This is a genomic window from Knoellia sp. p5-6-4, assembly GCF_029222705.1.
Lineage (GTDB): Bacteria > Actinomycetota > Actinomycetes > Actinomycetales > Dermatophilaceae > Pedococcus_A.
The window spans coordinates 1,469,281-1,489,029 of the sequence record NZ_JARGZF010000001.1; the positions used below are offsets into that span (position 1 = coordinate 1,469,281).

The following is a 19,749-nucleotide window of genomic DNA, read 5'->3' on the forward strand; positions in this document are numbered from 1 at the left end:
GGCCTCAGGCGCTGACGGCGCCCTGCTCGCCGCCCTGGGCGGCGCGGGCCTGGGCGAAGAGCGCGGCCCAGGAGGCGATGTTCGGACGGCGCTTCAGCAGGGCCCGGCGCTCACGCTCGGTCATCCCGCCCCAGACACCGAACTCGGTGCGGTTGTCGAGCGCGTCCGCGAGGCACTCTGCGATGACGGGGCAGCCCTGGCACACGATCTTGGCCGTCTGCTGCGCCGCGCCCTGCACGAAGAGGGCGTCGGGGTCGGACTTGGCACATCGGCCGAGCGGCGCCCAGTCCTCGACCCAGTGAGCCCCGAAGGCCACCGGACGGGCGGTGCGTGACGGCGCGATGGTCATTGCGATCCTCCAGTCAAAGCGGGTCAAACCGTGCCCAATCGGTTGCTTATGTCCGACTCGGGCACGACCGACGATAGAAAAGTTCACTGGTGTGAAGACATGGCCCATTCGTGTAGTTCTCCGATGGCCGAACGGACTAGTCACACCTGACTACGCCCTGGCACAGGCCGTTCGGGCCATGGCGGCTGGTTCCCATGAGCACATCGGAGCCGTCCGGCTGCCGGAGCCGAGAGCTCCCCCAAGAGGCGCAGGCCGACCCGCTGGGCCCGGCCGGCGGTCGCGAGAACGGGTCAAAGGGGGTGCGCCGGTTACCCTTGCCCCATGCAAGGACGCGCCTCCAACCTCGCCAACGTGCTCAGCCTGCTGGGCGCCTTCGTCGCCACCGCCATGGTGATGGGCCTGCTCGCCGCCGGACTCGTGATGCCGGCCGTGGGCGCCACCGGCAGTGCGGCGAAGTCCGGCGTCGAGATGTTCGACTCGCTGCCGGGCGAGTTCACGACCTCCCCCCTGGCGCAGCAGTCGAAGATCTACGACGCCCGGGGCGGGCTGATCACCACCCCGTACGACGAGAACCGCATCATCGTGCCGCTCAAAGCGATCTCCAAGACGATGCAGAACGCCCAGATCGCCATCGAGGACGCCCGCTTCCGTGAGCACGGCGGCGTGGACCCCAAGGGCATCACCCGGGCGCTGGTCTCGAACTTCCAGGGCGGCGACACCCAGGGCGCGTCGACGCTGACCCAGCAGTACGTCAAGATCACGCTGCAGGAGAACGCCCTGCGCAACAACGACAAGGAGGCCGCGAAGGCGGCGGTCGCCAAGACGTACACCCGCAAGCTCCAGGAGCTGAAGTACGCCATCACCCTGGAGAAGCAGCTCACCAAGGACCAGATCCTCGAGGGCTACCTCAACCTCGTCTACTACGGCGACCAGGCCTACGGCGTCGAGGCCGCCGCGCAGCACTACTTCAGCACCACGGCCGCCAAGCTCAACCTGGCGCAGTCGGCCCTGCTGGCCGGGCTCGTGCAGCAGCCGAGCAAGACCGACCCGATCAACAACCCCGAGCGGGCGCAGGTCCGCCGCAACGTCGTGCTCGACCGCATGCACGACCTGGGCATGGTCACCGACAAGCAGTGGAAGGCCGCCAAGGCCGTCCCGGTGAAGAAGATGCTCAAGGTGAAGCCGGCCCAGAACACCTGCGGGCGCTCCACCCAGCCCTACTTCTGCGAGTACGTCCTCGCCTACCTCAAGCAGCTGCCCGCCCTCGGCAAGTCCGTCCCCGAGCGGATCAAGAAGATCAACCAGGGCGGCCTGACCATCCAGACCACGCTGGACCCCCGGGTCCAGAAGATGGCCCAGGAGCAGGTCGTCAAGAAGGTACCGCTCGGCAACGAGGACCGCATCGGAGCCGCCGCCAGCGTCATCGAGCCGGGCACCGGCAAGGTGCTGGCCATGGTGCAGGCCTCCCAGTTCCCGAAGAGCGGCGAGAAGGGCAGGAAGTACACCCAGGTCAACTGGAACGTCGACCAGCGGTACGGCGGCACCAGCGGCGCCCAGTTCGGCTCGACCGCGAAGATGTACGCCATCGTGGCGGCGCTCGAGAGCGGCATCCCGGTCAACGGCAAGATCCCGTCGAAGTTCGCCACCACCAAGCAGGCGGCCGTCTACACGCCCAGCGAGATGAAGGGCAAGTGCGGGGCAGGGTCGGCCTGGCCGGTGCGCAACGACGAGTCCATCGGCGGCAAGCCGCTCGACTTCGACCTGGCCACCGCCCGCTCGGTCAACACCGCCTTCGCCTCGCTGGTGCTCAAGCTGGGCACCGACAAGGTGCACCGCACCATGGCCAAGATGGGGCTGCACCAGGGCACCGGCAAGGAGATCGAGTGCTTCCCGGCCGCCGTGACGCTGGGCGCCAACGACACCACGCCCCTGACCCTCGCGGCCTCCTACGCCACGCTGGCCGCGGAGGGCAGGTACTGCGCGCCGAGCCCGATCCTGTCGATCACGACGAACGACAAGAAGCCGGTCAAGCTGCCCGCCAACAACTGCAAGCAGGTCATCAGCAAGGACGTCGCCAACGGCGCGACCGCGCTGCTCAAGGGCGTCATCGAGAAGGGCACCGGCCGCGGCGCCAAGCTCGAGGGAGGTCGCCCGGCCGCAGGCAAGACCGGCACCACCGACAACCACGTCGAGTCGTGGTTCGTGGGCTACACCCCGCAGCTCGCCACCGCGGTCTGGGTCGGCACGCCCTACAGCCAGAAGCGCATGAAGAACATCCGGCTCGGCGACGACTTCTACCAGGAGGTCTTCGGTGGCACCATCTCGGCGCCGATCTGGAAGCAGATCATGGACCGCACCTCGCAGATCCTCGACAAGCCCATGCGCGACTTCGACGAGCCGAGCGGCAAGGTGCTCAACGGTGACATCATCAGCGTCCCGAGCGTGAGTGGGATGTCGGTGGGCGAGGCGACCAAGGTCCTCGAGGAGGCCGGCTTCAAGGCCCAGGTCGCCGGTCGCACGTACAGCCCCATGTCCGAGGGCACCGTGGTCTACACCGACCCGAGCGGCAGGGCCGTGCGCGGCTCGACGATCGGCCTCTACACCTCGCTCGGCTACGTGCCGGCGCCGCCGAAGCCGAAGTCGACGCCAAAGCCCAAGCCGACGACCAAGAAACCGGACACCAAGCCGACGACCCCGCCGGCCAAGCCGTCGACGAGGAAGTCCGGCTGACCCGGCATACGGCACGCGAAAGGGCCCCTCACCGTCGGTGAGGGGCCCTTTCGCGTGCCCGCAGGGATGCCGCGTGGCTCACGACCCGGTCAGCGCCGCCTTCACGGCGGTGGCCACCCGGCCGCCGTCGGCACGGCCGGCGACCAGGCCCTGGGCGACCTTCATGACCTGCCCCATCTGCTGCGGGCCGCTGGCGCCGGTCTCGGTGACCGCCTGGGCGACCAGCGCCTGCAGCTCGTCGTCGCCGAGCTGGGCCGGCAGGTAGGCCTCGAGGACCGCGAGCTCGGCCTCCTCCGCCTCGGCGCGCTCCGGGTGGCCCGCGTCGCGGTAGGCGGTGGCGGCCTCCTTGCGCTTCTTGGCCTCCTTGGCGAGCACCTTCAGCACCTCGTCGTCGCTCAGCTCGCGCGCCTGCTTGCCGGCGACCTCCTCGGTGGTGATCGAGGTCAGGGCCATCCGCAGCGTTCCGGAGCGGACCTTGTCGCGGGCGCGCATCGCCTCGTGCAGGTCGTTCTGGACGGTGGCCTTGAGAGTCTGCTCGCTCATGCCCCCAGTCTGGCAGGCGTCCCCCACCGGCGTTTGCGAGGATGGGCGCGATGAAGCCCTTCCTGAAGGCCCTGGGCGGCCTGGCCACCGTCGGCGCAGCCGGTGTCGGCTACGCCAGCCTCATCGAGCGCAACGCCTACACCCTGCGCCGGCTCAGTGCGCCCGTGCTGCCTGCCGGCTCGGCGCCCCTGCGGGTGCTCTGCCTGTCGGACCTGCACCTGATGCCGGGCCAGCGGCGCAAGGTCGAGTGGGTCCGGGGCCTGGCCGCGCTCCAGCCCGACCTGGTGGTCGACACCGGCGACAACATCGCCCACCCCGACTCGGTGCCGGCGCTGCTCGAGGCGATGGAGCCGCTCATGGACTACCCGGGCGTCTTCGTGCTGGGCTCCAACGACTACTTCGCCCCCGTGTTCAAGAACCCGGCCCTGTACCTGACGCCGTGGTACCGCCGCGGCACCGGGCGCACCCCTCGCCTGCCGACCGACGACCTGGTCAAGGGCCTGGCCTCCGGGGGCTGGCAGGACCTGACCAACCGCCGGGCCTACCTCACCGTCGGGGGCCAGGACCTCGAGTTCGTCGGCGTCGACGACGCCCACCTCGACTACGACCGGTATGCCGTCGTGGCCGGGCCCGCGGACCCCACGGTCGCCCTGACCGTGGGGGTGACCCACGCGCCCTACCAGCGGGTGCTCGACGCCATGACCGCCGACGGAGCCGGCCTCGTGCTCGCCGGGCACACCCACGGCGGGCAGCTCGCCCTGCCGTTCCACGGTGCACTGGTCACCAACTGCGACCTCGACACCAGCCGCGCCAAGGGCGTGTCGCGCTGGTGGCCGGGGGCCGGTCACACCCCCTCGTCCTTCGCTCCCGACGACGCCGCGTGGCTGCACGTGTCGGCCGGGCTGGGCACGTCGCCCTACGCGCCGGTCCGCTTCGCGTGCCGCCCCGAGGCGACCCTGCTGACGCTCACCTCGCGCTGACCCTGCGGCCCGGTGCCGCGCCGACAACCGCCCCCGACCCCTGGACCTTTATCGGGCCACCCGATAAAGGTGCGCCTCACCCGAGGTGCCACGCGGGGTGAAGTGACCCTTTGTCGGGTGGAGCAGCGGTCTCAGCCCGTATGCCGCGGGCTCACCCCCGGGGCGATTGGGAGCCTGCGCAGGTGGTGGGCTATCCTTCCTTGTCGCTGCCTCTCGGGTGCTAGGTGCTCGATGGGCAGCGATTGCCACGGGGTGTGGCGCAGCTTGGTAGCGCGCTTCGTTCGGGACGAAGAGGTCGCAGGTTCAAATCCTGTCACCCCGACCATATCCGCAGGCCAGAGGCCCTTCACCACAACAGGTGAGGGGCCTCTCGCGTGTGACCAGCCCGTTCGTGGCCATGCCGCCGGATGGCTCAGGGCCAGGTCTTTGTGGTCACTGCGCAGACCCGCGGCTGCACCTCCAGGGCTACCACGCCCGAACTGCATCGACCACCGATACCTTCTGAGCCGTGGACGAGGGCGAGGCATTCGACACCCAATGGACGCCTGAGACGAAGCGGGCCTACGAGAAGCGCGCCGAGGACCACGAGACCCTCGACGCCAACCCTTGGGGCGTCGTCAACGGGGACTGACGACCTCCCAAGCAGCGAGCCCATGGCGAGCCCGCAAACCCGCGAGACCCCTCTTCTGACGGGAGTCAGATGTGCGGCCAGATGCTGGTCCAGCGGCCGATGATCGCCCTGCGGGTGGCGGGGGTGAGCGTCAGCGAGGCGATCTCGTCCAGCGACCACCAGAGCAACCCACCTGACGGGCCAGGTCCTCTACCGGGCTCTGCCCGGCACTCGAACAGCAGGTCGAACCGGTGGACGCCGTCCCGGTAGTCACTCTCGACGTCGACCACCCCGGTCCGTCCCGGGACGGCCCCGGCCCGACGCATGAGGTACTGCGCGAGGTAGGACGGATCCTCACCGGTGCGCAGGAGGGCCGAAGGTAGCGACCAACCCTTCCCGGGGTCCGCAGCCGCGGCGTCCCGGTCCAGAAGGACGCGCAGATCCGGGTCGATACCAAAGACGTGGACAGCCACGACCGTCTCTGCCTTCAGGCTCGCCATGCGGCTCATCAGGCACTCCTGCTCGGCTTGTCGTTCCGTGCTCCCGCCGCTCCGGAGTCTCTCTGCTCCGCCGCGGCCCCGGACAGGGTAGACCAACGCCCTGCGAGGTCCAGTGTCGCCTATGCCCGATTTGCGCCGGCAGGTCCTCACACAGCCACACGACCCGGTCGACGACCTCGGGCGACAGCGCGGTCGGGGAGGTCGACAGCGCAGGTCACAGCCCCCAGGTGGAGCCGTTCGGCTCGTCCTCCCGCGATCGGCCGGCACGTTTCTTCGCCGCTTCGGGCACGACACCCAGGCCCAGGCCGATGACCCCGAAGAGCAGGACCAGGCGATCCTCGCGGCCCTGAACGAACAGGACGACGGCGGTCACGAGGGCGGCACCGGAGCCACACCAGATGGCGAACTCCCATCGCCTCCACGTCATGCGCCCATCCAGACGGGCGCCACTGCCCGCCAGCCGGGAAAGTCGACGCCAAGCCGGGACCTTCGCCAGTGGACGGCCCCACACGCCGACGCCAGGCCCGGGCCATGGTGGACACCGGCTTCACCCCGTCGAACAGCTACACCGTGAACCGCGGTGGGCTGGACACGGCGTGGGCCTCCACCTACGGACTGCGGGGCTACGCCTTGGGCAACAGCGACTTCGGCACAGGGACCCAGCCGCGTCAGCACCTCGCGTTCGTGGTGCTCGACTACGGCCCCACGATGGACAGGGGTGTGGCGTTCTACGCGAACCTCGACTCCCAGATCCGGTATGAGGCGCGGACCACTGTCGTGCGCGTCGACGGCCCCGAGGCACGGTTCGCGTACACGATCCCGACCGGCACCGACTCGCTCGGCGGCGTGGTCGTGGCGTGGAAGGTGACCGACCGGACGGCTGACACGGCCGGGTTCTCGGTCGCCGGCTCGCTCGCCCAGGCCGCGCCCACGAACACCTACAGCGTCCCCGCCGGCAGCGTCACGGTGGTGCAGCTGCACCGCCTGACCGGCCACGCCACCGGAAGCGTGTGGTTCGGCCGGAGCGGCTCTGCCCAGAAGATGACCTTCGAGGTGTACGACTACGCGTGGACCCCCTGACCGGGGCACCGTGTGGTACCGGAACCCGAGCCAGGACATCTCCTACCGGGCCTACGTCCGCGACGTCCGGGTGGTCTCCCACGTGGCCTACTTCGACTACGTGATCCCGTCCGGGTCGCTCGAGGGCACGATCGTGGTCTGGAAGGTCCTCGACCGTGGCTCGCCGGGCGCCTGGCACGACGCGGTCGGGTTTTCGGTCGCGCCGTCGCTCGCTGCGGCCCGCTCCATGGTTGCTCGCGGCTTCACTCCGACGAACAGCTACCTCGTGACCAGCGGCAACCTGACGGTCCACCTCCCGTAGACCGCTCGGCCTGCGCTGGTCAAACCCGCTGCCCGCACCGGCTCGACCGGGCGGGCAGCTCGTGTCGGCATCCTGGGGCTCAGGCCCTGATCTCCGGGAAGTCCTCGTCGCGGAACTCCTCGGACAGGCTCTGCCCGCCGTCGAAGGCCCGGTTCTCGCGCTCGCGGAGCTCGACCCGCCGGATCTTGCCCGAGATCGTCTTGGGCAGCTCGTGGAACTCGACGCGGCGCACGCGCTGGTAGGGGGCGAGGTGCTCGCGCGCGTACCGGAGGACGTCTCGGGCCGTGTCCCTCGACGGCGCCCAGCCGGGCGCCAGCGCGACGTAGGCCTTCGGCACCGCGAGCCGGGTCGGGTCGGGGGCCGGCACGACGGCCGCCTCCGCCACTGCCGGGTGCTCGATCAGCACGCTCTCGAGCTCGAAGGGCGAGATCTTGTAGTCGCTCGCCTTGAACACGTCGTCGGTGCGCCCGATGTAGGTGATGAAGCCGTCGGCGTCCCGCTGGGCCACGTCTCCGGTGTGGTAGTACCCACCGTGCATGGCCTCCTCCTGCCGCGCCGGGTCGCCGAGGTAGCCGGTCATGAGGTTGACCGGGTGCCGTGACAGGTCGAGGACGATCTCGCCCTCATCGGCGGGCTCCCCGGACAGCGGGTCGACCAGGGCGACCGGGACCCCGGGCATTGGCCGGCCCATCGAACCGGGCTTGAGCCGCTCGCCCGCCACGTTGCCGATCTGCAGCGTGGTCTCGGTCTGGCCGTAGCCGTCGCGGATCGTCAGGCCCCAGGCCTGCTCCACCTGGGCGATGACCTCCGGGTTGAGCGGCTCCCCCGCCCCCAGCAGCTCCCTCAGCGATCCGGGGCCGCCCGTGAGGTCGGCCTGGATGAGCATCCGCCAGACGGTCGGCGGCGCGCAGAACGTCGTGACGCCCGCACGCCGGATCTGGTCGAGCAGCGCCGCCGCGTCGAACCGCGCGTAGTTGTGGACGAAGACCGTGGCCTCGGCGATCCACGGCGCGAAGAAGCACGACCAGGCGTGCTTGGCCCAGCCCGGCGAGCTGATCGCGAGGTGCACGTCACCGGGCCGCAGGCCGATCCAGTACATGGTCGTGAGGTGGCCGACGGGGTAGGAGACCTGGGTGTGCTCGACGAGCTTCGGCTTCGAGGTGGTGCCGGAGGTGAAGTAGTGCAGCAGGGGGTCCGTCGCCGCGGTGACGGACTCGAAGGGGTGCCCCGGAACGGCATACGCATCGGTGTAGTCGTGCCAGCCGTCGGCGCCACCCACCGCGATCCGCAGGTAGGCGCCGGGCACGGCCGCGAACTTCGGCGCGTCGGCGGCGTTGGCCACGACCGCCCTGGCGCTGCCGCGCTCCACCCGGTCGCGCAGGTCGGCCGGCCCGAGGGCCGCCGTGGTGGGCATGACGACCGCGCCGAGCTTGAAGACCCCGAGCATGGTCTCCCACAGCTCGACCTGGTTGCCGAGCATGAGCAGCACGTGGTCGCCGCGGCCGACACCCAGCGACGCCAGCCACACCGCGACCTGGTCGGAGCGCCGGGCCATCTCGTCGAAGCTGATGCGCTGCTCGGAGCCGTCCTCCTCGACGATCCACAGCGCGCAGGCGTCGTTGCCGCGGGCGATGGCGTCGAACCAGTCGATGGCCCAGTTGAACTGCTCGCCGACGTCGGGCCAGCGGAACTCCTCGACCGCACGGTCGTGCTGGCCCTGCAGCGCCAGGAGCGCGTCCCGCGCCTGCCGGTATGCCGTCGTGCTCGCCTGCCCTGCCATGGCCACCCCTTCGTCGCGGCGGGCTACCTACCCCTGCCCGAGGTCGGCGAGCAGCTCGGTGAACCAGGGGGTGGAGGTGTCGAAGGCCTTGCCGCCCTTGATCCGGTCGAACTCGACCGCCCGCAGCTGGTCGCCGCGCTCCTCGTCCTCGCCGACGACGCCGCTCTCGCCCCGCAGGGCCGCGTCCACGGCGTAGTCGGTGCACCGCCGGATCAGCGCGAGGTCCTGCTCGTTCGCGGCGGCCGAGCGGGAGAAGTAGCCGCTCTTCTGCACCAGCACCTTCTCGGCGCCGAGCTGGGCGGCGAACTGCTTGGCGAACCACTGGCCAGGGTTGATCTTGTCGATCTGCACGTGGCCGAAGGGGTCGCGGGTGACCTCCTCCCCCGCGGCCTCCATGGCCTCGACGACCTCGTGCACGCCAGCACCCTCGGAGAGGAAGAGGTTGACCCCGTCGTAGTCGTCCATGAGCCCGCGCAGGCGCTCGGCCTCGGCAGCGATGTCGAACGGCCGCTCGGGCACGTAGATCCCGTGGACGTCCCAGCGGCGGGGATCGTTCTCCAGCCAGCCGGCGAACTCCTGCTGCTTCACCCATTCGTGGTGCTCCCTGGCAGTGGCGGCGGCCAGCCAGCCGCAGTGCCGGCCCATCACCTCGTGGACGATGAGCATCCGCGGGTTCGAGGAGTGCTCGGCGATGATGTTGCGGGCGAAGACGGCGCCCTGCTCGGCCGCGGTCCACGCCCCGAGGGACTGGCGGATCGGCACGACGTCGTTGTCGATCGTCTTCGGCATCCCCACGACCGTGAGCTCGTAACCGTGCTCGTGCAGGTAGGCGGCGAGGTCGGCGGCAGTGCCGTTGGTGTCATCGCCGCCGATCGTGTGGAGGACGTCGACGCCGTCGCGCTCGAGCTGCTCGGCGGCCACGTGCAGCGGGTCCTGGCCCTCCGGCACCAGGCCGCGCTTGACGCAGTCCTCGACGTTGGTGAGCTTGACCCGGCTGTTGCCGATCGGGCTGCCGCCGAAGCGGTGCAGCAGGTGCGCCTTCTTGCGCACGTCGTCGGTGACCTCCACCGAGTTCCCGGTGAGCAGCCCGGCATACCCGTTGCGGTAGGCGATGATCCGCACGTCCGGCGCGACCTCGGTGTAGCGCTCGATCAGTCCCCCGACGGCCGAGGAGAGGCAGGGCGCGAGCCCGCCGGCGGTCAACATGGCGACAGTACGCACGGTCATGGGCCCTACTCTGCCGGGTCCGGCGGCGGGCTGCCAGAGCGGTCAGCGGATCGCGATCACAGCGCCCGACCGCTCCCAGCGGAGCACCGAGAGCAGGGCGCGGGTGGGCAGGGAGACGCAGCCCGCCGTGCCGGCGCCCTTGTCGAGGTGCAGGAAGATGGCCGAGCCCTTGCCGGGCACCCGTGCCTCGTTCCAGCCGATCACCTGCGCATAGTCGTATGCCGGCTGGTTCAGCAGGCTCTCGGCGCTCGCCCACCGCCCGTCGGCGGGCGTGCGCCGGTGGGTGTTGTAGAGGGCCGAGCCCGGGTCGTCGACCCACACGTCGCGGGAGTCGACACGCAGCCAGCTGCCGATGCGCAGGCCGGGGTTGGCGTAGGCGCCGAACCCGCCGCGCAGCGGGAAGACCCCGGCCGGCGTGCGCAGGTCGCCCTCGCGCTTGTCCGCGCTCACGCCATTGCGGCCGACGTGCCCGTAGTAGGGCCCGAGATCGGTGGTGTAGCCGCTGGCGGCGCGGCGGCACGCCCGGACCGTGGCGCTCGAGCCCGACGAGTCGACCAGCACCACCTGCGGGGCGCTCACCCCGGACGGGACTCGGCACCGGCTCGCCGGGGCGGCCGGCTTCGGGGCTGCGGTGACGCGGGCGGTGGTGCGGCTCGCCGCCGGCGTGGCGGTGCGCTTGGCGGCGGTGGCCTCGGGCTTGGTCGTGGTCTCGCTCGGTCGCGCCGTCGTCGTGTTGCGGGGCGTGGCGGACGGCGCGCTCGAGGTGGTCGTGGTGGTCCAGGTGCTGGGCGTGGACACGGCGGTGCTCGCCGGGGCGGCGGTGTCCGCTGCGCCGCACGCGGCGAGGAGCAGGACGGCGAGGCCCGCCACGGGAGCCAGCCGCACGGCATACCGGGGCATGGGGGCTGACGTCATCGGGCGTCGAAGTGCTGGTAGTCGGGGTTGGTCCACAGGCCTCCCCATCCGAGGCCCTGGCTGGTGAAGGCGCGCACCGGGGCGCTCGAGGCGGAGGAGAACACCCCGGGTGCCGGGCCGCGGCGGCGGGCCCAGTGGTCGTCGGGGTAGACGGACCCGTCAGGGGCGAGGTAGGGGTTCTCGAACGGGTTCACGTCGAGGGCCATGCCGTAGGCGTGCCGGGAGTACACCTCCTTCTCCTCCTCGCCGCCGACGTAGCGGCAGTTGAAGGCGGAGGTGTTGTCGGCGTCCATGGAGGCGTAGTCGTCGGCCCCCGGGCCCTTCGGGTGCTGGCCCCAGCCGGAGTCCATCGGCCGCATCTGCCGGATCCGGAAGCGCAGGTCGTAGAGCCGGGTGAAGGCGGCCGCCGTCTGCTGCGCGATGGCCCGGTTGACCACGACGGCTCCTCTCGACCGCTTGCCGTCGAAGCCCCAGAAGTTGACGCTGACCTGGCGCAGGCCGCTGTGGCCGACCGGGCAGCCGGGCGTCCAGGAGTAGCCGGTCATGCGGCTCCACAGCGCGTCGGGCACCTGGGTGACCACCGCGTTGGCGCCACGGCCCTCGGCGGGAGGGTTCCGGGGGAATCGCACGGCCGGCTCGGCTCCTGCGCGGGGCACCGGTGCCAGCGCCTGCGTCCCACCGACCGCGGCGGCCCCGGTGTGCGTCGGGGTCGCCGCCGGCGCTGCTGGCTTCGTCGGCGCCGCGGCGGTGGCGGTCGGGGTGGGGGTGACGCGGGTCGCCGACGACGGGGCGGTCGTCGTGGAGGCCGACGCCGCCGCCGAGGAGGTCGGGCTCGCCGTCGCTGAGGCTCCGGCCACCTCGGGCGTGCCGCCGCAGGAGGTCAGCAGCACCGTCACCGCCGAGGCCGAGGCGACCAGGGCTGCGCTGCTCCGGCCGGACGTCATGGGTCACCATCGTGCCCTCGACCCCCGCAGGGGCCAAACGGGCCGGTGGCGCCTCAGTCGTCGGTGCAGGGGCGGGCGACCGTGGGGGTGGCCTGCTTCGGCCGCGGCGCCGGCGCCGGCACCTGCGCCACCGGGACGAGCGATTCGTACTTGTTGCCGAGCACCACGTCGACCTTGGTGCCGGTGCGGGCGTCCTTGAGCAGGGTCGCCCCGGGCAGGTGCTGGGCCACGATCTTGGCGGCGAGGTCCCCCTCCTCGCCGTAGCGGATCAGGGCGGTGCCCATCTGCAGCGTCTTCAGGGGGTCGTTGGTGACGTCCTTGACCTTGAAACCGCGCTGCTTGAGCTCCTTCGCGACCGTGCTGGCCAGGCCCTCGCGGAACGTCGTGTTGTAGACGTTCAGCGTGATCTCGCGCGGCAGCGGGTCGAACCGCGGCGGCAGCGGGACCATCTCCTTGTAGCCCAGCCCCACGACCACGTCGACGCCCTTGCTGGCCCTGCCCTCGTCCTCGAAGAGCTCCGAGCCGGGGATCTGCTGCTGCACGAGCAGCGCCTGGTCGAGCGAGCCCGGCCCGTGGTGGATGACCGCGGGCTGCGTGACGTACCAGGTCTCGGGGGCGTTCGAGATGCCGCCGATGGAGAACTTGCGCTGCGACAGGCCCTTGGCGACGGTCGCGGCCATCCCGTCCTTGCCCGTGGCGTTGAGGACGTTGACGACGAACGAGCTGCGCTTGGGAGCCGTGACGACCTCCGGGGTGCAGGCCGGCTTCGGGGGCTCGGGCGTCAGCCAGCCCCGGCTGTAGGCGGTCGAGACCGTGGCAGTGCCGAGCAGCACGCCCGGGAGGGTGACGAAGATGAGCATCTGGCGCAGCCGGTGCTTGCGCCACCGCTCCTCCGGGGAGAGCTGCTGCGTCAGGTCCTGCTCGGTCATCGGTGCCCCCTGGCTCTGCTGAAGTCGACCCCTGAATTGTGCACTTCAGTCACACCAGTCACATGCGAAACATCATCGTCGTAACCATGTCTTCATTCAGCTGTGCCGCCGGCGTGACATCACTCCCCGCAGGACCTCATGGTAGGGACCGGTCCGGACCCGCGGCAGAGTCGTTCGCCCCATGGCCACTCCGTCAAAGGACGTAGGCGCGGGGGAGGCCGTCGATCACCGTTTCGGACCTGCCCCTACCCCGAAAGGTGCGTGGCGTTCACCGCTCGATAGGCGACCCACTTGCGCTCGAGCGCCTGGTCGACGTCGACGCCGTGGTGCCGGGCGAACAGGAGCAGCATGGCGAGGACGTCGGCCACCTCGGCATGCAGGTCGTCCTGCAGCTGGTCCGGCGTGCGGCCCTTGTCGCGCCCCTGACCCGTTGCCTGCAGGTAGGCCTGGGTCAGCTCCCCGACCTCCTCCTGCAGCTTGAGCAGGAACCATGGCGACGTGCGCTCGACACCGAACCGCTCGGCATACTGCTGCGAGATGTCCTCGACCTCGTCACTCCACCCGGCGAGGTCCACGTCAGCGGACCTGGGCGAGGTCGCGAGCCACCAGCTCGGCGACCTGCACCGTGTTGAGCGCGGCGCCCTTGCGCAGGTTGTCGCTGCAGATGAACATCTCGATGGTGTTGGGGAAGTCGAGCGCCTGCCGCATCCGCCCGACGAAGGTGGGGTCGGAGCCGACGATGTCGGCGGGGGTCGGGAACTCGCGCTGGTCGGGCTCGTCGAGCACCACCACGGAAGGCGCCTCGACGAGCGCCTGCCGCGCCGCCTCGACCTTGATCGGCCGGGCGAACGTCGCGTGCACCGCCATCGAGTGGCCGGTCACGACGGGCACCCGCACGCAGGTCGCCGACACCTTCAGCTCGGGGAGGCCGAGGATCCTGCGGGCCTCGTGGCGCACGCACATCTCCTCCGACGTCCAGTCCTCCTCCACCGGCCAGCCGACCCACGGCACCACGTTGAGGGCGAGCGGCGCCACGAACGGCGAGTCGTCGTCGAGGCGGTCGCTGAGCGCCGCCCGGAGGTCGCTCGCCTGCTGCCCGAGCGCCCGCTGCCCGGCGACCGCCTCGAGCTCGTCGTGCAGCCGCTCGATGCCCGCCTGCCCCACCGCCGAGGCGGCCTGGTAGGTGGCGACGACCAGCTCGGTGAGCTCCCAGCCGCTGTGCAGGGCACCGAGCGCGTCGATCATGGCCAAGGTGGCGCAGTTGGGGTTGGCGATGATGCCGCGGGGACGGTTGCGCACCTGCGCCGGGTTCACCTCCGGTGCGACCAGCGGCACCTCGGGGTCGGCGCAGAAGGCGCTGCTGTTGTCGACGACCACGGCGCCACGGGCGACGGCCACCGGCGCCCAGGTCGCCGCCACGTCCTCCGGCACGTCGAACAGCGCGACGTCGACGCCGTCGAAGACGTCCTCGCTGAGCTCTTGGACCACGACGTCCTCACCGCACACGGTGAGCGTGCGGCCCACGGAGCGGGGGGAGGCGACCAGCCTGATCTCGCCCCAGATGTCGGCGCGGTGGCTGAGCACGCGGAGCATGACCGAGCCGACGGCTCCGGTCGCTCCCACCACCGCCAGGGTCGGCCTGACGCGGTGTGGGACACGCGACATCACCGGCCGGTGCCCCCATAGACCACGGCCTCGCCCTCGGCCGTGTCGAGGCCGAACGCTGTGTGGACGGCGCGGACCGCGTCGTCGAGCACGTCGATGCGCGTGACCACCGAGATGCGGATCTCCGAGGTCGAGATCATCTCGATGTTGACCCCGGCGTCGGCGAGCGCCTTGAACAGGGTCGCCGAGACGCCCGGGTGCGAGCGCATCCCCGCGCCGACGAGCGAGAGCTTGCCGATCTGGTCGTCGTACTGCAGCGAGGCGAACCCGACCTGGTCCTGGACCTTCTTGAGCGCCTGCACCCCGGCCTGGCCGTCGGTCTTGGGCAGCGTGAACGAGATGTCGGTCAGACCGGTCTCGGTGGCGGAGACGTTCTGCACGATCATGTCGATGTTGATCTCGGCGTCGGAGACGGCCTGGAAGATCTCGGCGGCCTTGCCCGGGCGGTCGGGCACGCCGACGACGGTGATCTTGGCCTCGCTGCGGTCGTGGGCGACCCCGGCGATGATCGGCGCTTCCATCTCGTTCCCTTCGTAGAGGTTCGGCATCACCCAGGTGCCCTCGCGGTAGGAGAAGGAGGAGCGCACGTGGATGGGCATGTCGTAGCGGCGGGCGTACTCGACGCAGCGGTGCAGCAGGATCTTGGCGCCGGAGGCGGCGAGCTCGAGCATCTCCTCGGTGGAGATCCGGTCGACCTTGCGCGCGGTGGGCACGATCCGCGGGTCGGCCGTGAAGACGCCGTCGACGTCGCTGTAGATCTCGCAGACATCGGCCTTGAGCGCGGCGGCGAGCGCGACGGCGGTGGTGTCCGAGCCGCCCCGGCCGAGGGTGGTGATCTCCTTGGTGTCCTGGCTGACGCCCTGGAAACCGGCGACGATCACGATGTGGCCGTCCCCGAGCGCGCTCGTGATCCGCCCGGGGGTGACGTCGATGATGCGGGCCTTGCCGTGCACCTCGTCGGTGATGACGCCCGCCTGTGAGCCGGTGAAGGAGCGGGCGGTGTGGCCCAGGTTCGCGATCGCCATCGCGACCAGCGCCATCGAGATGCGCTCCCCTGCGGTGAGGAGCATGTCCATCTCGCGGGCGGGCGGCAGCGGGGTGACCTCCTGGGCGAGGTCGAGCAGCTCGTCGGTGGTGTCACCCATGGCCGACACGACGACGCACACGTCGTTGCCCGCCTTGCGGGTCTCCACGATCCGCCGGGCGACGCGCTTGATGCTCTCGGCGTCGGCCAGGGACGAACCGCCGTACTTCTGGACGACAAGGCTCAACTGACTGCTCCGGTTCGGGTGGGTGCGGAGCGGCCAGTCTAACGACCGCCCGAGCCGTGAGACGCCCCTGCCGTATGCCGGACAGCCGGCTCCCAGCCCAGCCGGGCCAGCGCTGGTCCGGCCCCACCCCCCCGCGCCGAGATGACCCCAGCCCCACGACACGCCGAGGGAGCCAGTGACGCGGATCCATCTCGGCGAGGTGGAGGGGGCCGCTAGCCTGCGCAGATGCTGCGCGAGGGGGACCCTGCGAGGGGGATCGAGGTCGACGGCGTGCGCCGCGCCTTCGGCGACGTCCTCGCCGTCGACGACATCAGCCTCACGGCCCGACCGGGTGAGGTGACCGCGCTGATCGGGCCCAACGGCGCCGGCAAGACCACGCTGCTGCTCATGCTGGCGACGCTGCTCGTGCCCGACCGGGGCAGCATCCGCATCGACGGGCACGACCCGGTCACCGCCCCGGCCGAGGTCCGGGCACGGGTCGGCTGGATGCCCGACGGCTTCGGCACCTGGGACTCGCTGACGGTGCGCGAGGTGCTCGAGACCATCGCCGCGGCATACCGGATCCCGGCGCCGCAGGCGCGGGCCCGGGTCGAGGAGCTGCTGCACACCGTGCACCTGGCCGACCTCGCCGACCGACGCGCCCGGGTGCTCTCCCGCGGGCAGAAGCAGCGCCTGGGCCTGGCCCGGGCCCTGGTCAACGACCCCACCGTGCTGCTCCTCGACGAGCCCGCCTCGGGCCTGGACCCGCGCAGCCGCATCGAGCTGCGTGACGTCCTCCGCTCGCTGGCTGCCGAGGGCCGCACCGTGCTGGTCTCCAGCCACATCCTGACCGAGCTGCAGGAGGTGGCCGACCGCGCCGTCATCGTGGCGCGAGGCCGCAGCGTCGAGACCCAGCGCCTCGACGGGGATGCCCTGAATGCCACGCTGACCGGCTGGCGCATCGACTCGCTCGACCCCGACCTGCTCTCCGGCTTCCTGAGCCAGCACCGCGTGCCGGCACAGCCCGTCCACGGCGGGATGCTCGAGGTGGAGGTCGCCGGCGAGGAGAGCGCCGCCCGCCTCCTGACCGACCTCATCGGCGCGGGGGTGCGGGTGACGGCCTTCACCCCGACCCGCGGGGCGCTCGAGTCCGCCTACCTCGCAGCGACGGAGGACCGACAGTGAGCTGGCACGGAGTCACCACGGTTGCCCGCCTGGAGCTGCGCCAGCGCACCCGGGCCTCGAAGTGGGTCGTCGTGCTCGGGATCTGGTTCGCGGTCATCGGCCTGGTCAGCACGCTGAGCCACCTCGCGCTCAACGACCCCGACGCCCAGTCGGGTGCGGCGATGTACGACGTCGTCATCTTCTTCGTCCTCGGCCTGGGCATGCTCGTGGTGCCGTCGCTGACCGCCACGTCGATCAACGGCGACCGGGAGCACGGTGTGCTGGCCACGCTGCAGACGACGCTGCTGACGTCCGCCGACCTGGTGCTGGGCAAGCTCCTGGCCTCGTGGGTCATCTGCGGCGCCTTCCTCGTGACCGCGCTCCCGTTCCTGGTGTGGGCCTGGATCGAGGGCGGGGTCCCCGTCGGGCGCATCCTGCTCTCGCTCGTGGTGCTCATGCTCGTGCTGGCCGTCGTGTGCGCCCTCGGGCTGATGTTCTCGACCCTGACGGCCCGACCGGTCGGCTCGGCCGTGCTGACCTACCTGGCCCTCGGCGCCCTCGTCTTCGGCACCGTGATCAGCTTCGGCCTCTCGGCGTTCCTCGTCAGCGACCAGGAGACGGTCCGGGTGTACGGCATTCCCGAGGAGTTCCACGAGAGCAACATCGAGGCGCCGCCGCTCGACGAGTACGGGAACCCTGTCCCCGGCACCGAGCGCGTGCCCACCCGCGCCGACTGCGTGGAGCACGACCAGACCCGGGAGGTCACCCACACCGAGCGCATCTGGTGGCTCCTGCCGCTCAACCCGTTCGTGGTGGTCGCGGATGCGGCCCCGTCGGACCCGCCGCGCAACCAGGACATGGGCATGGGCTTCACGCCGATGCGGTGGATCAGCGAGGGCTCCCGCGCGGCCCGCGTCGGCGAGACCGGCGCGGTGCGCCAGGAGTGCTGGGTCGACATGGACGCCGGTGAACCGATCGACCCCACGGAGGCGGCGGCGAAGGGTGCGGCGGTGTGGCCCTTCGGCCTGCTCTTCCTGTTGCTGGCCGGCGGAGGTGCCACCACGGTGGCGGAGCGGCGGCTGCGCACCCCGATCCGGCGCCTGCCCAACGGCACCCGGATCGCCTGACGGCGGTGGACCCCCAGCCGCAGACCCTCAGGGGTGCAGCGCGTTGAACTCCGCGTCGGCGACGGTCTCCTCGTCGGCGTCGAGGCGCACGTGGCCCAGAAGCGACAGCAGCACGCGCAGGGCCCGCGCGCCGGAGTCGCCCCAGGACTGCACGTAGCTGAACTGCCACCACCACAGCGCCTCCGTGGTGCGGCCCTCGGCGTGGTGGCGAAGGCCGTGGGAGAGCGCGGAGGCGATCTCCGCGAGGTCACCCGACAGCGACCCGCGCACGACGTGGACGTCGAGCAGCGGGTCGACCACGTGGCCGTACTCGTCGAGGCCCTCGAAGAGGTTGGCCACGCCCTGGCGCAGCGGGTCGACGTCCGCGTCGGGGCCGGGGTCCGGCTCGAAGCGCTCGGCCGGCACGACGTCCTGGATGGCGCCGAGCCGGGCCCCCATGAGCAGGACCTGCGAGAGCGCGAGCAGCGTCATGGGGAGGGCGGCGTCGGGGGCCGCGCCAGAGGCCACCTCGGTCATCGTGTCCAGGAAGGCCTGCGCCTCGTGGGCGGACTCGTCGGCCAGCAGTGACAGCTCGTCGGTGATGTGCTGCTCAGGCATCGAGCAGCCTCCTTCCCTCGAAGGCCCGCCCCAGGGTGACCTCGTCGGCATACTCCAGGTCGCCGCCCACCGGCAGGCCCGAGGCGAGCCGGGTGACCTTCAACCCCATGGGGCGAAGGAAGCGCGCCAGGTAGCTGGCCGTGGCCTCCCCCTCGAGGTTGGGGTCGGTGGCGATGATGATCTCGGTGACCTCGCCCGAGGCAAGCCGCGTCATGAGCTCCTTGATCCTCAGGTCGTCGGGGCCGACACCCTCGATGGGGCTGATCGCTCCGCCGAGCACGTGGTAGCGGCCGCGGAACTCGCGGGTGCGTTCGATGGCGACGACATCCTTGGGCTCCTCCACCACGCAGATCGCGGAGCCGTCACGGCGCGAGTCGGCACAGATGCGGCACTGCTCGGCCTCCGCGACGTTGCCGCAGGTCTCGCAGAAACGGACCTTCTCCTTGACCTCGACCAGCGCGGAGACGAGGCGGCGCACGTCGGCGGGGTCGGCCTGCAGCAGGTGGAACGCGATCCGCTGCGCGCTCTTGGGCCCGACACCGGGCAGCCGGCCGAGCTCGTCGATGAGGTCCTGGACCACGCCTTCGTACACACCACGAGCCTAAGCCCTCGCGGTGACGCTCGGCCGCACCCGGCGTGGCTGGTTCACTGGGACCGTGACCGCCGCCCCCAGCCGTCCCTCGCCGCGCGCCCTGCTCTTGCTGGTCGCGCTGGTCGCCGCCGTGGCCGCTCTCGACGGGTGTGCCGGAGACCCCGTGCCGGATCCGAGCACGGCGCCGCTGGAGGTCGTCCTCGACGGCTGTCAGCTCAACCGCGAGTCCGTGGCGGCCGGCGGCCACACCCTGGCGGTGGTCGGCAGGGGTCGAGCCACCGTCACGGACCCGCGGGGCGCCGTGGTGCTCACCGCTCCCGGTGGCGAGGAGGCGCCGGCAGGGATCGAGCTCGCCAGCGGCACCTACGCCGTGACGTGCGAGCCCGAAGGCGGGCGTGTCGGGGAGGCCGAGCTGCGGGTCACCGCGAGCTGAGCCGAGCGGGGCCGAGCCCGGCTCGGCCCCTGC

Annotated in this window: 22 protein-coding genes and 1 tRNA gene; 9 read left to right on the forward strand and 14 right to left on the reverse strand. The window is 71.3% G+C overall.

Features of this window, described 5'->3' with window-relative positions; genetic code table 11:
• Positions 1 to 4 precede the first annotated feature (4 nt).
• Complete coding sequence (locus tag P2F65_RS07085) at positions 5 to 349, reverse strand: WhiB family transcriptional regulator (protein ID WP_275805505.1); 345 nt, start codon at positions 347 to 349, stop codon at positions 5 to 7.
• 321 nt (positions 350 to 670) lie between these two features.
• Between P2F65_RS07085 and P2F65_RS07090 the strand changes: the two genes are divergently transcribed.
• Positions 671 to 3,079 carry a transglycosylase domain-containing protein gene (locus P2F65_RS07090; protein WP_275805507.1) on the forward strand — a complete coding sequence of 803 codons (2,409 nt, stop codon included), beginning with the start codon at positions 671 to 673 and terminating at the stop codon, positions 3,077 to 3,079.
• Positions 3,080 to 3,157: 78 nt separating this feature from the next.
• On the opposite strand, the gene P2F65_RS07095 is transcribed toward P2F65_RS07090, so the two are convergent.
• Positions 3,158 to 3,622, reverse strand: coding sequence for a GatB/YqeY domain-containing protein (locus P2F65_RS07095; RefSeq protein ID WP_275805509.1), 465 nt, complete (start codon positions 3,620 to 3,622; stop codon positions 3,158 to 3,160).
• A gap of 50 nt (positions 3,623 to 3,672) precedes the next feature.
• Between P2F65_RS07095 and P2F65_RS07100 the strand changes: the two genes are divergently transcribed.
• The 3 genes from P2F65_RS07100 to P2F65_RS07110 all read left to right on the forward strand — a co-directional run bounded on the left by P2F65_RS07100 (position 3,673) and on the right by P2F65_RS07110 (position 5,233).
• Positions 3,673 to 4,602, forward strand: a complete 930-nt coding sequence (locus P2F65_RS07100) for a metallophosphoesterase (RefSeq protein ID WP_275805511.1) — start codon at positions 3,673 to 3,675, stop codon at positions 4,600 to 4,602.
• A gap of 248 nt (positions 4,603 to 4,850) precedes the next feature.
• Positions 4,851 to 4,927 (forward strand) — tRNA-Pro (locus P2F65_RS07105).
• A gap of 183 nt (positions 4,928 to 5,110) precedes the next feature.
• Complete coding sequence (locus P2F65_RS07110; protein WP_275805513.1) at positions 5,111 to 5,233, forward strand: hypothetical protein; 123 nt, start codon at positions 5,111 to 5,113, stop codon at positions 5,231 to 5,233.
• 65 nt (positions 5,234 to 5,298) lie between these two features.
• Here P2F65_RS07110 and P2F65_RS07115 read toward each other — a convergent pair whose 3' ends face one another.
• Positions 5,299 to 5,721, reverse strand: a complete 423-nt coding sequence (locus P2F65_RS07115; RefSeq protein WP_275805515.1) for a hypothetical protein — start codon at positions 5,719 to 5,721, stop codon at positions 5,299 to 5,301.
• Between the two features lie 205 nt (positions 5,722 to 5,926).
• Positions 5,927 to 6,139 carry a hypothetical protein gene (locus tag P2F65_RS07120; RefSeq protein ID WP_275805517.1) on the reverse strand — a complete coding sequence of 71 codons (213 nt, stop codon included), beginning with the start codon at positions 6,137 to 6,139 and terminating at the stop codon, positions 5,927 to 5,929.
• 104 nt (positions 6,140 to 6,243) lie between these two features.
• Here P2F65_RS07120 and P2F65_RS07125 point away from each other — a divergent pair, with 104 nt between their 5' ends.
• A complete protein-coding gene (locus P2F65_RS07125) occupies positions 6,244 to 6,792 on the forward strand; it encodes a hypothetical protein (protein ID WP_275805519.1) in 549 nt (182 codons plus the stop codon).
• A gap of 10 nt (positions 6,793 to 6,802) precedes the next feature.
• The gene (locus P2F65_RS07130; RefSeq protein WP_275805521.1) at positions 6,803 to 7,093 is read left to right on the forward strand and encodes a hypothetical protein; all 291 of its coding nucleotides are present in this window, start codon (positions 6,803 to 6,805) and stop codon (positions 7,091 to 7,093) included.
• 79 nt (positions 7,094 to 7,172) lie between these two features.
• Here P2F65_RS07130 and P2F65_RS07135 read toward each other — a convergent pair whose 3' ends face one another.
• The 8 genes from P2F65_RS07135 to P2F65_RS07170 all read right to left on the reverse strand — a co-directional run bounded on the left by P2F65_RS07135 (position 7,173) and on the right by P2F65_RS07170 (position 15,824).
• Entirely contained in the window at positions 7,173 to 8,873 is a 1,701-nt protein-coding gene (locus P2F65_RS07135; RefSeq protein WP_275805523.1) for an AMP-binding protein, read from the reverse strand.
• A 27-nt stretch (positions 8,874 to 8,900) separates the two neighbouring features.
• On the reverse strand, positions 8,901 to 10,100 hold the full coding sequence (locus tag P2F65_RS07140) for a pyrophosphate--fructose-6-phosphate 1-phosphotransferase (RefSeq protein ID WP_275805526.1): 1,200 nt from the start codon (positions 10,098 to 10,100) through the stop codon (positions 8,901 to 8,903).
• A 42-nt stretch (positions 10,101 to 10,142) separates the two neighbouring features.
• Positions 10,143 to 11,015 carry a hypothetical protein gene (locus tag P2F65_RS07145; protein WP_275805528.1) on the reverse strand — a complete coding sequence of 291 codons (873 nt, stop codon included), beginning with the start codon at positions 11,013 to 11,015 and terminating at the stop codon, positions 10,143 to 10,145.
• A complete protein-coding gene (locus tag P2F65_RS07150; protein WP_275805530.1) occupies positions 11,012 to 11,959 on the reverse strand; it encodes a M15 family metallopeptidase in 948 nt (315 codons plus the stop codon). The genes P2F65_RS07145 and P2F65_RS07150 overlap by 4 nt, the downstream gene beginning before the upstream one ends.
• 53 nt (positions 11,960 to 12,012) lie before the next feature.
• The gene (locus P2F65_RS07155; protein WP_275805532.1) at positions 12,013 to 12,888 is read right to left on the reverse strand and encodes a LytR C-terminal domain-containing protein; all 876 of its coding nucleotides are present in this window, start codon (positions 12,886 to 12,888) and stop codon (positions 12,013 to 12,015) included.
• Positions 12,889 to 13,133: 245 nt separating this feature from the next.
• Complete coding sequence (locus tag P2F65_RS07160) at positions 13,134 to 13,463, reverse strand: MazG nucleotide pyrophosphohydrolase domain-containing protein (protein WP_275805534.1); 330 nt, start codon at positions 13,461 to 13,463, stop codon at positions 13,134 to 13,136.
• A gap of 1 nt (position 13,464) precedes the next feature.
• Complete coding sequence (locus P2F65_RS07165) at positions 13,465 to 14,511, reverse strand: aspartate-semialdehyde dehydrogenase (RefSeq protein WP_345803677.1); 1,047 nt, start codon at positions 14,509 to 14,511, stop codon at positions 13,465 to 13,467.
• 41 nt (positions 14,512 to 14,552) lie between these two features.
• Complete coding sequence (locus tag P2F65_RS07170) at positions 14,553 to 15,824, reverse strand: aspartate kinase (RefSeq protein WP_275805538.1); 1,272 nt, start codon at positions 15,822 to 15,824, stop codon at positions 14,553 to 14,555.
• A 225-nt stretch (positions 15,825 to 16,049) separates the two neighbouring features.
• On the opposite strand from P2F65_RS07170, the gene P2F65_RS07175 reads away from it, so the two are divergent.
• A complete protein-coding gene (locus P2F65_RS07175; protein WP_275805540.1) occupies positions 16,050 to 16,988 on the forward strand; it encodes an ABC transporter ATP-binding protein in 939 nt (312 codons plus the stop codon).
• Positions 16,985 to 18,094 carry an ABC transporter permease subunit gene (locus P2F65_RS07180; protein WP_275805542.1) on the forward strand — a complete coding sequence of 370 codons (1,110 nt, stop codon included), beginning with the start codon at positions 16,985 to 16,987 and terminating at the stop codon, positions 18,092 to 18,094. The genes P2F65_RS07175 and P2F65_RS07180 overlap by 4 nt, the downstream gene beginning before the upstream one ends.
• Before the next feature lie 27 nt (positions 18,095 to 18,121).
• Here the strand turns inward: P2F65_RS07180 and P2F65_RS07185 are convergent, their stop codons facing one another.
• The gene (locus P2F65_RS07185) at positions 18,122 to 18,691 is read right to left on the reverse strand and encodes a DUF5063 domain-containing protein (protein WP_275805544.1); all 570 of its coding nucleotides are present in this window, start codon (positions 18,689 to 18,691) and stop codon (positions 18,122 to 18,124) included.
• Entirely contained in the window at positions 18,684 to 19,283 is a 600-nt protein-coding gene (recR, locus tag P2F65_RS07190; RefSeq protein ID WP_275805546.1) for a recombination mediator RecR, read from the reverse strand. The genes P2F65_RS07185 and recR overlap by 8 nt, the downstream gene beginning before the upstream one ends.
• 64 nt (positions 19,284 to 19,347) lie before the next feature.
• Here recR and P2F65_RS07195 point away from each other — a divergent pair, with 64 nt between their 5' ends.
• A complete protein-coding gene (locus tag P2F65_RS07195) occupies positions 19,348 to 19,716 on the forward strand; it encodes a hypothetical protein (RefSeq protein WP_275805548.1) in 369 nt (122 codons plus the stop codon).
• The last annotated feature ends 33 nt before the right edge of the window (positions 19,717 to 19,749 follow it).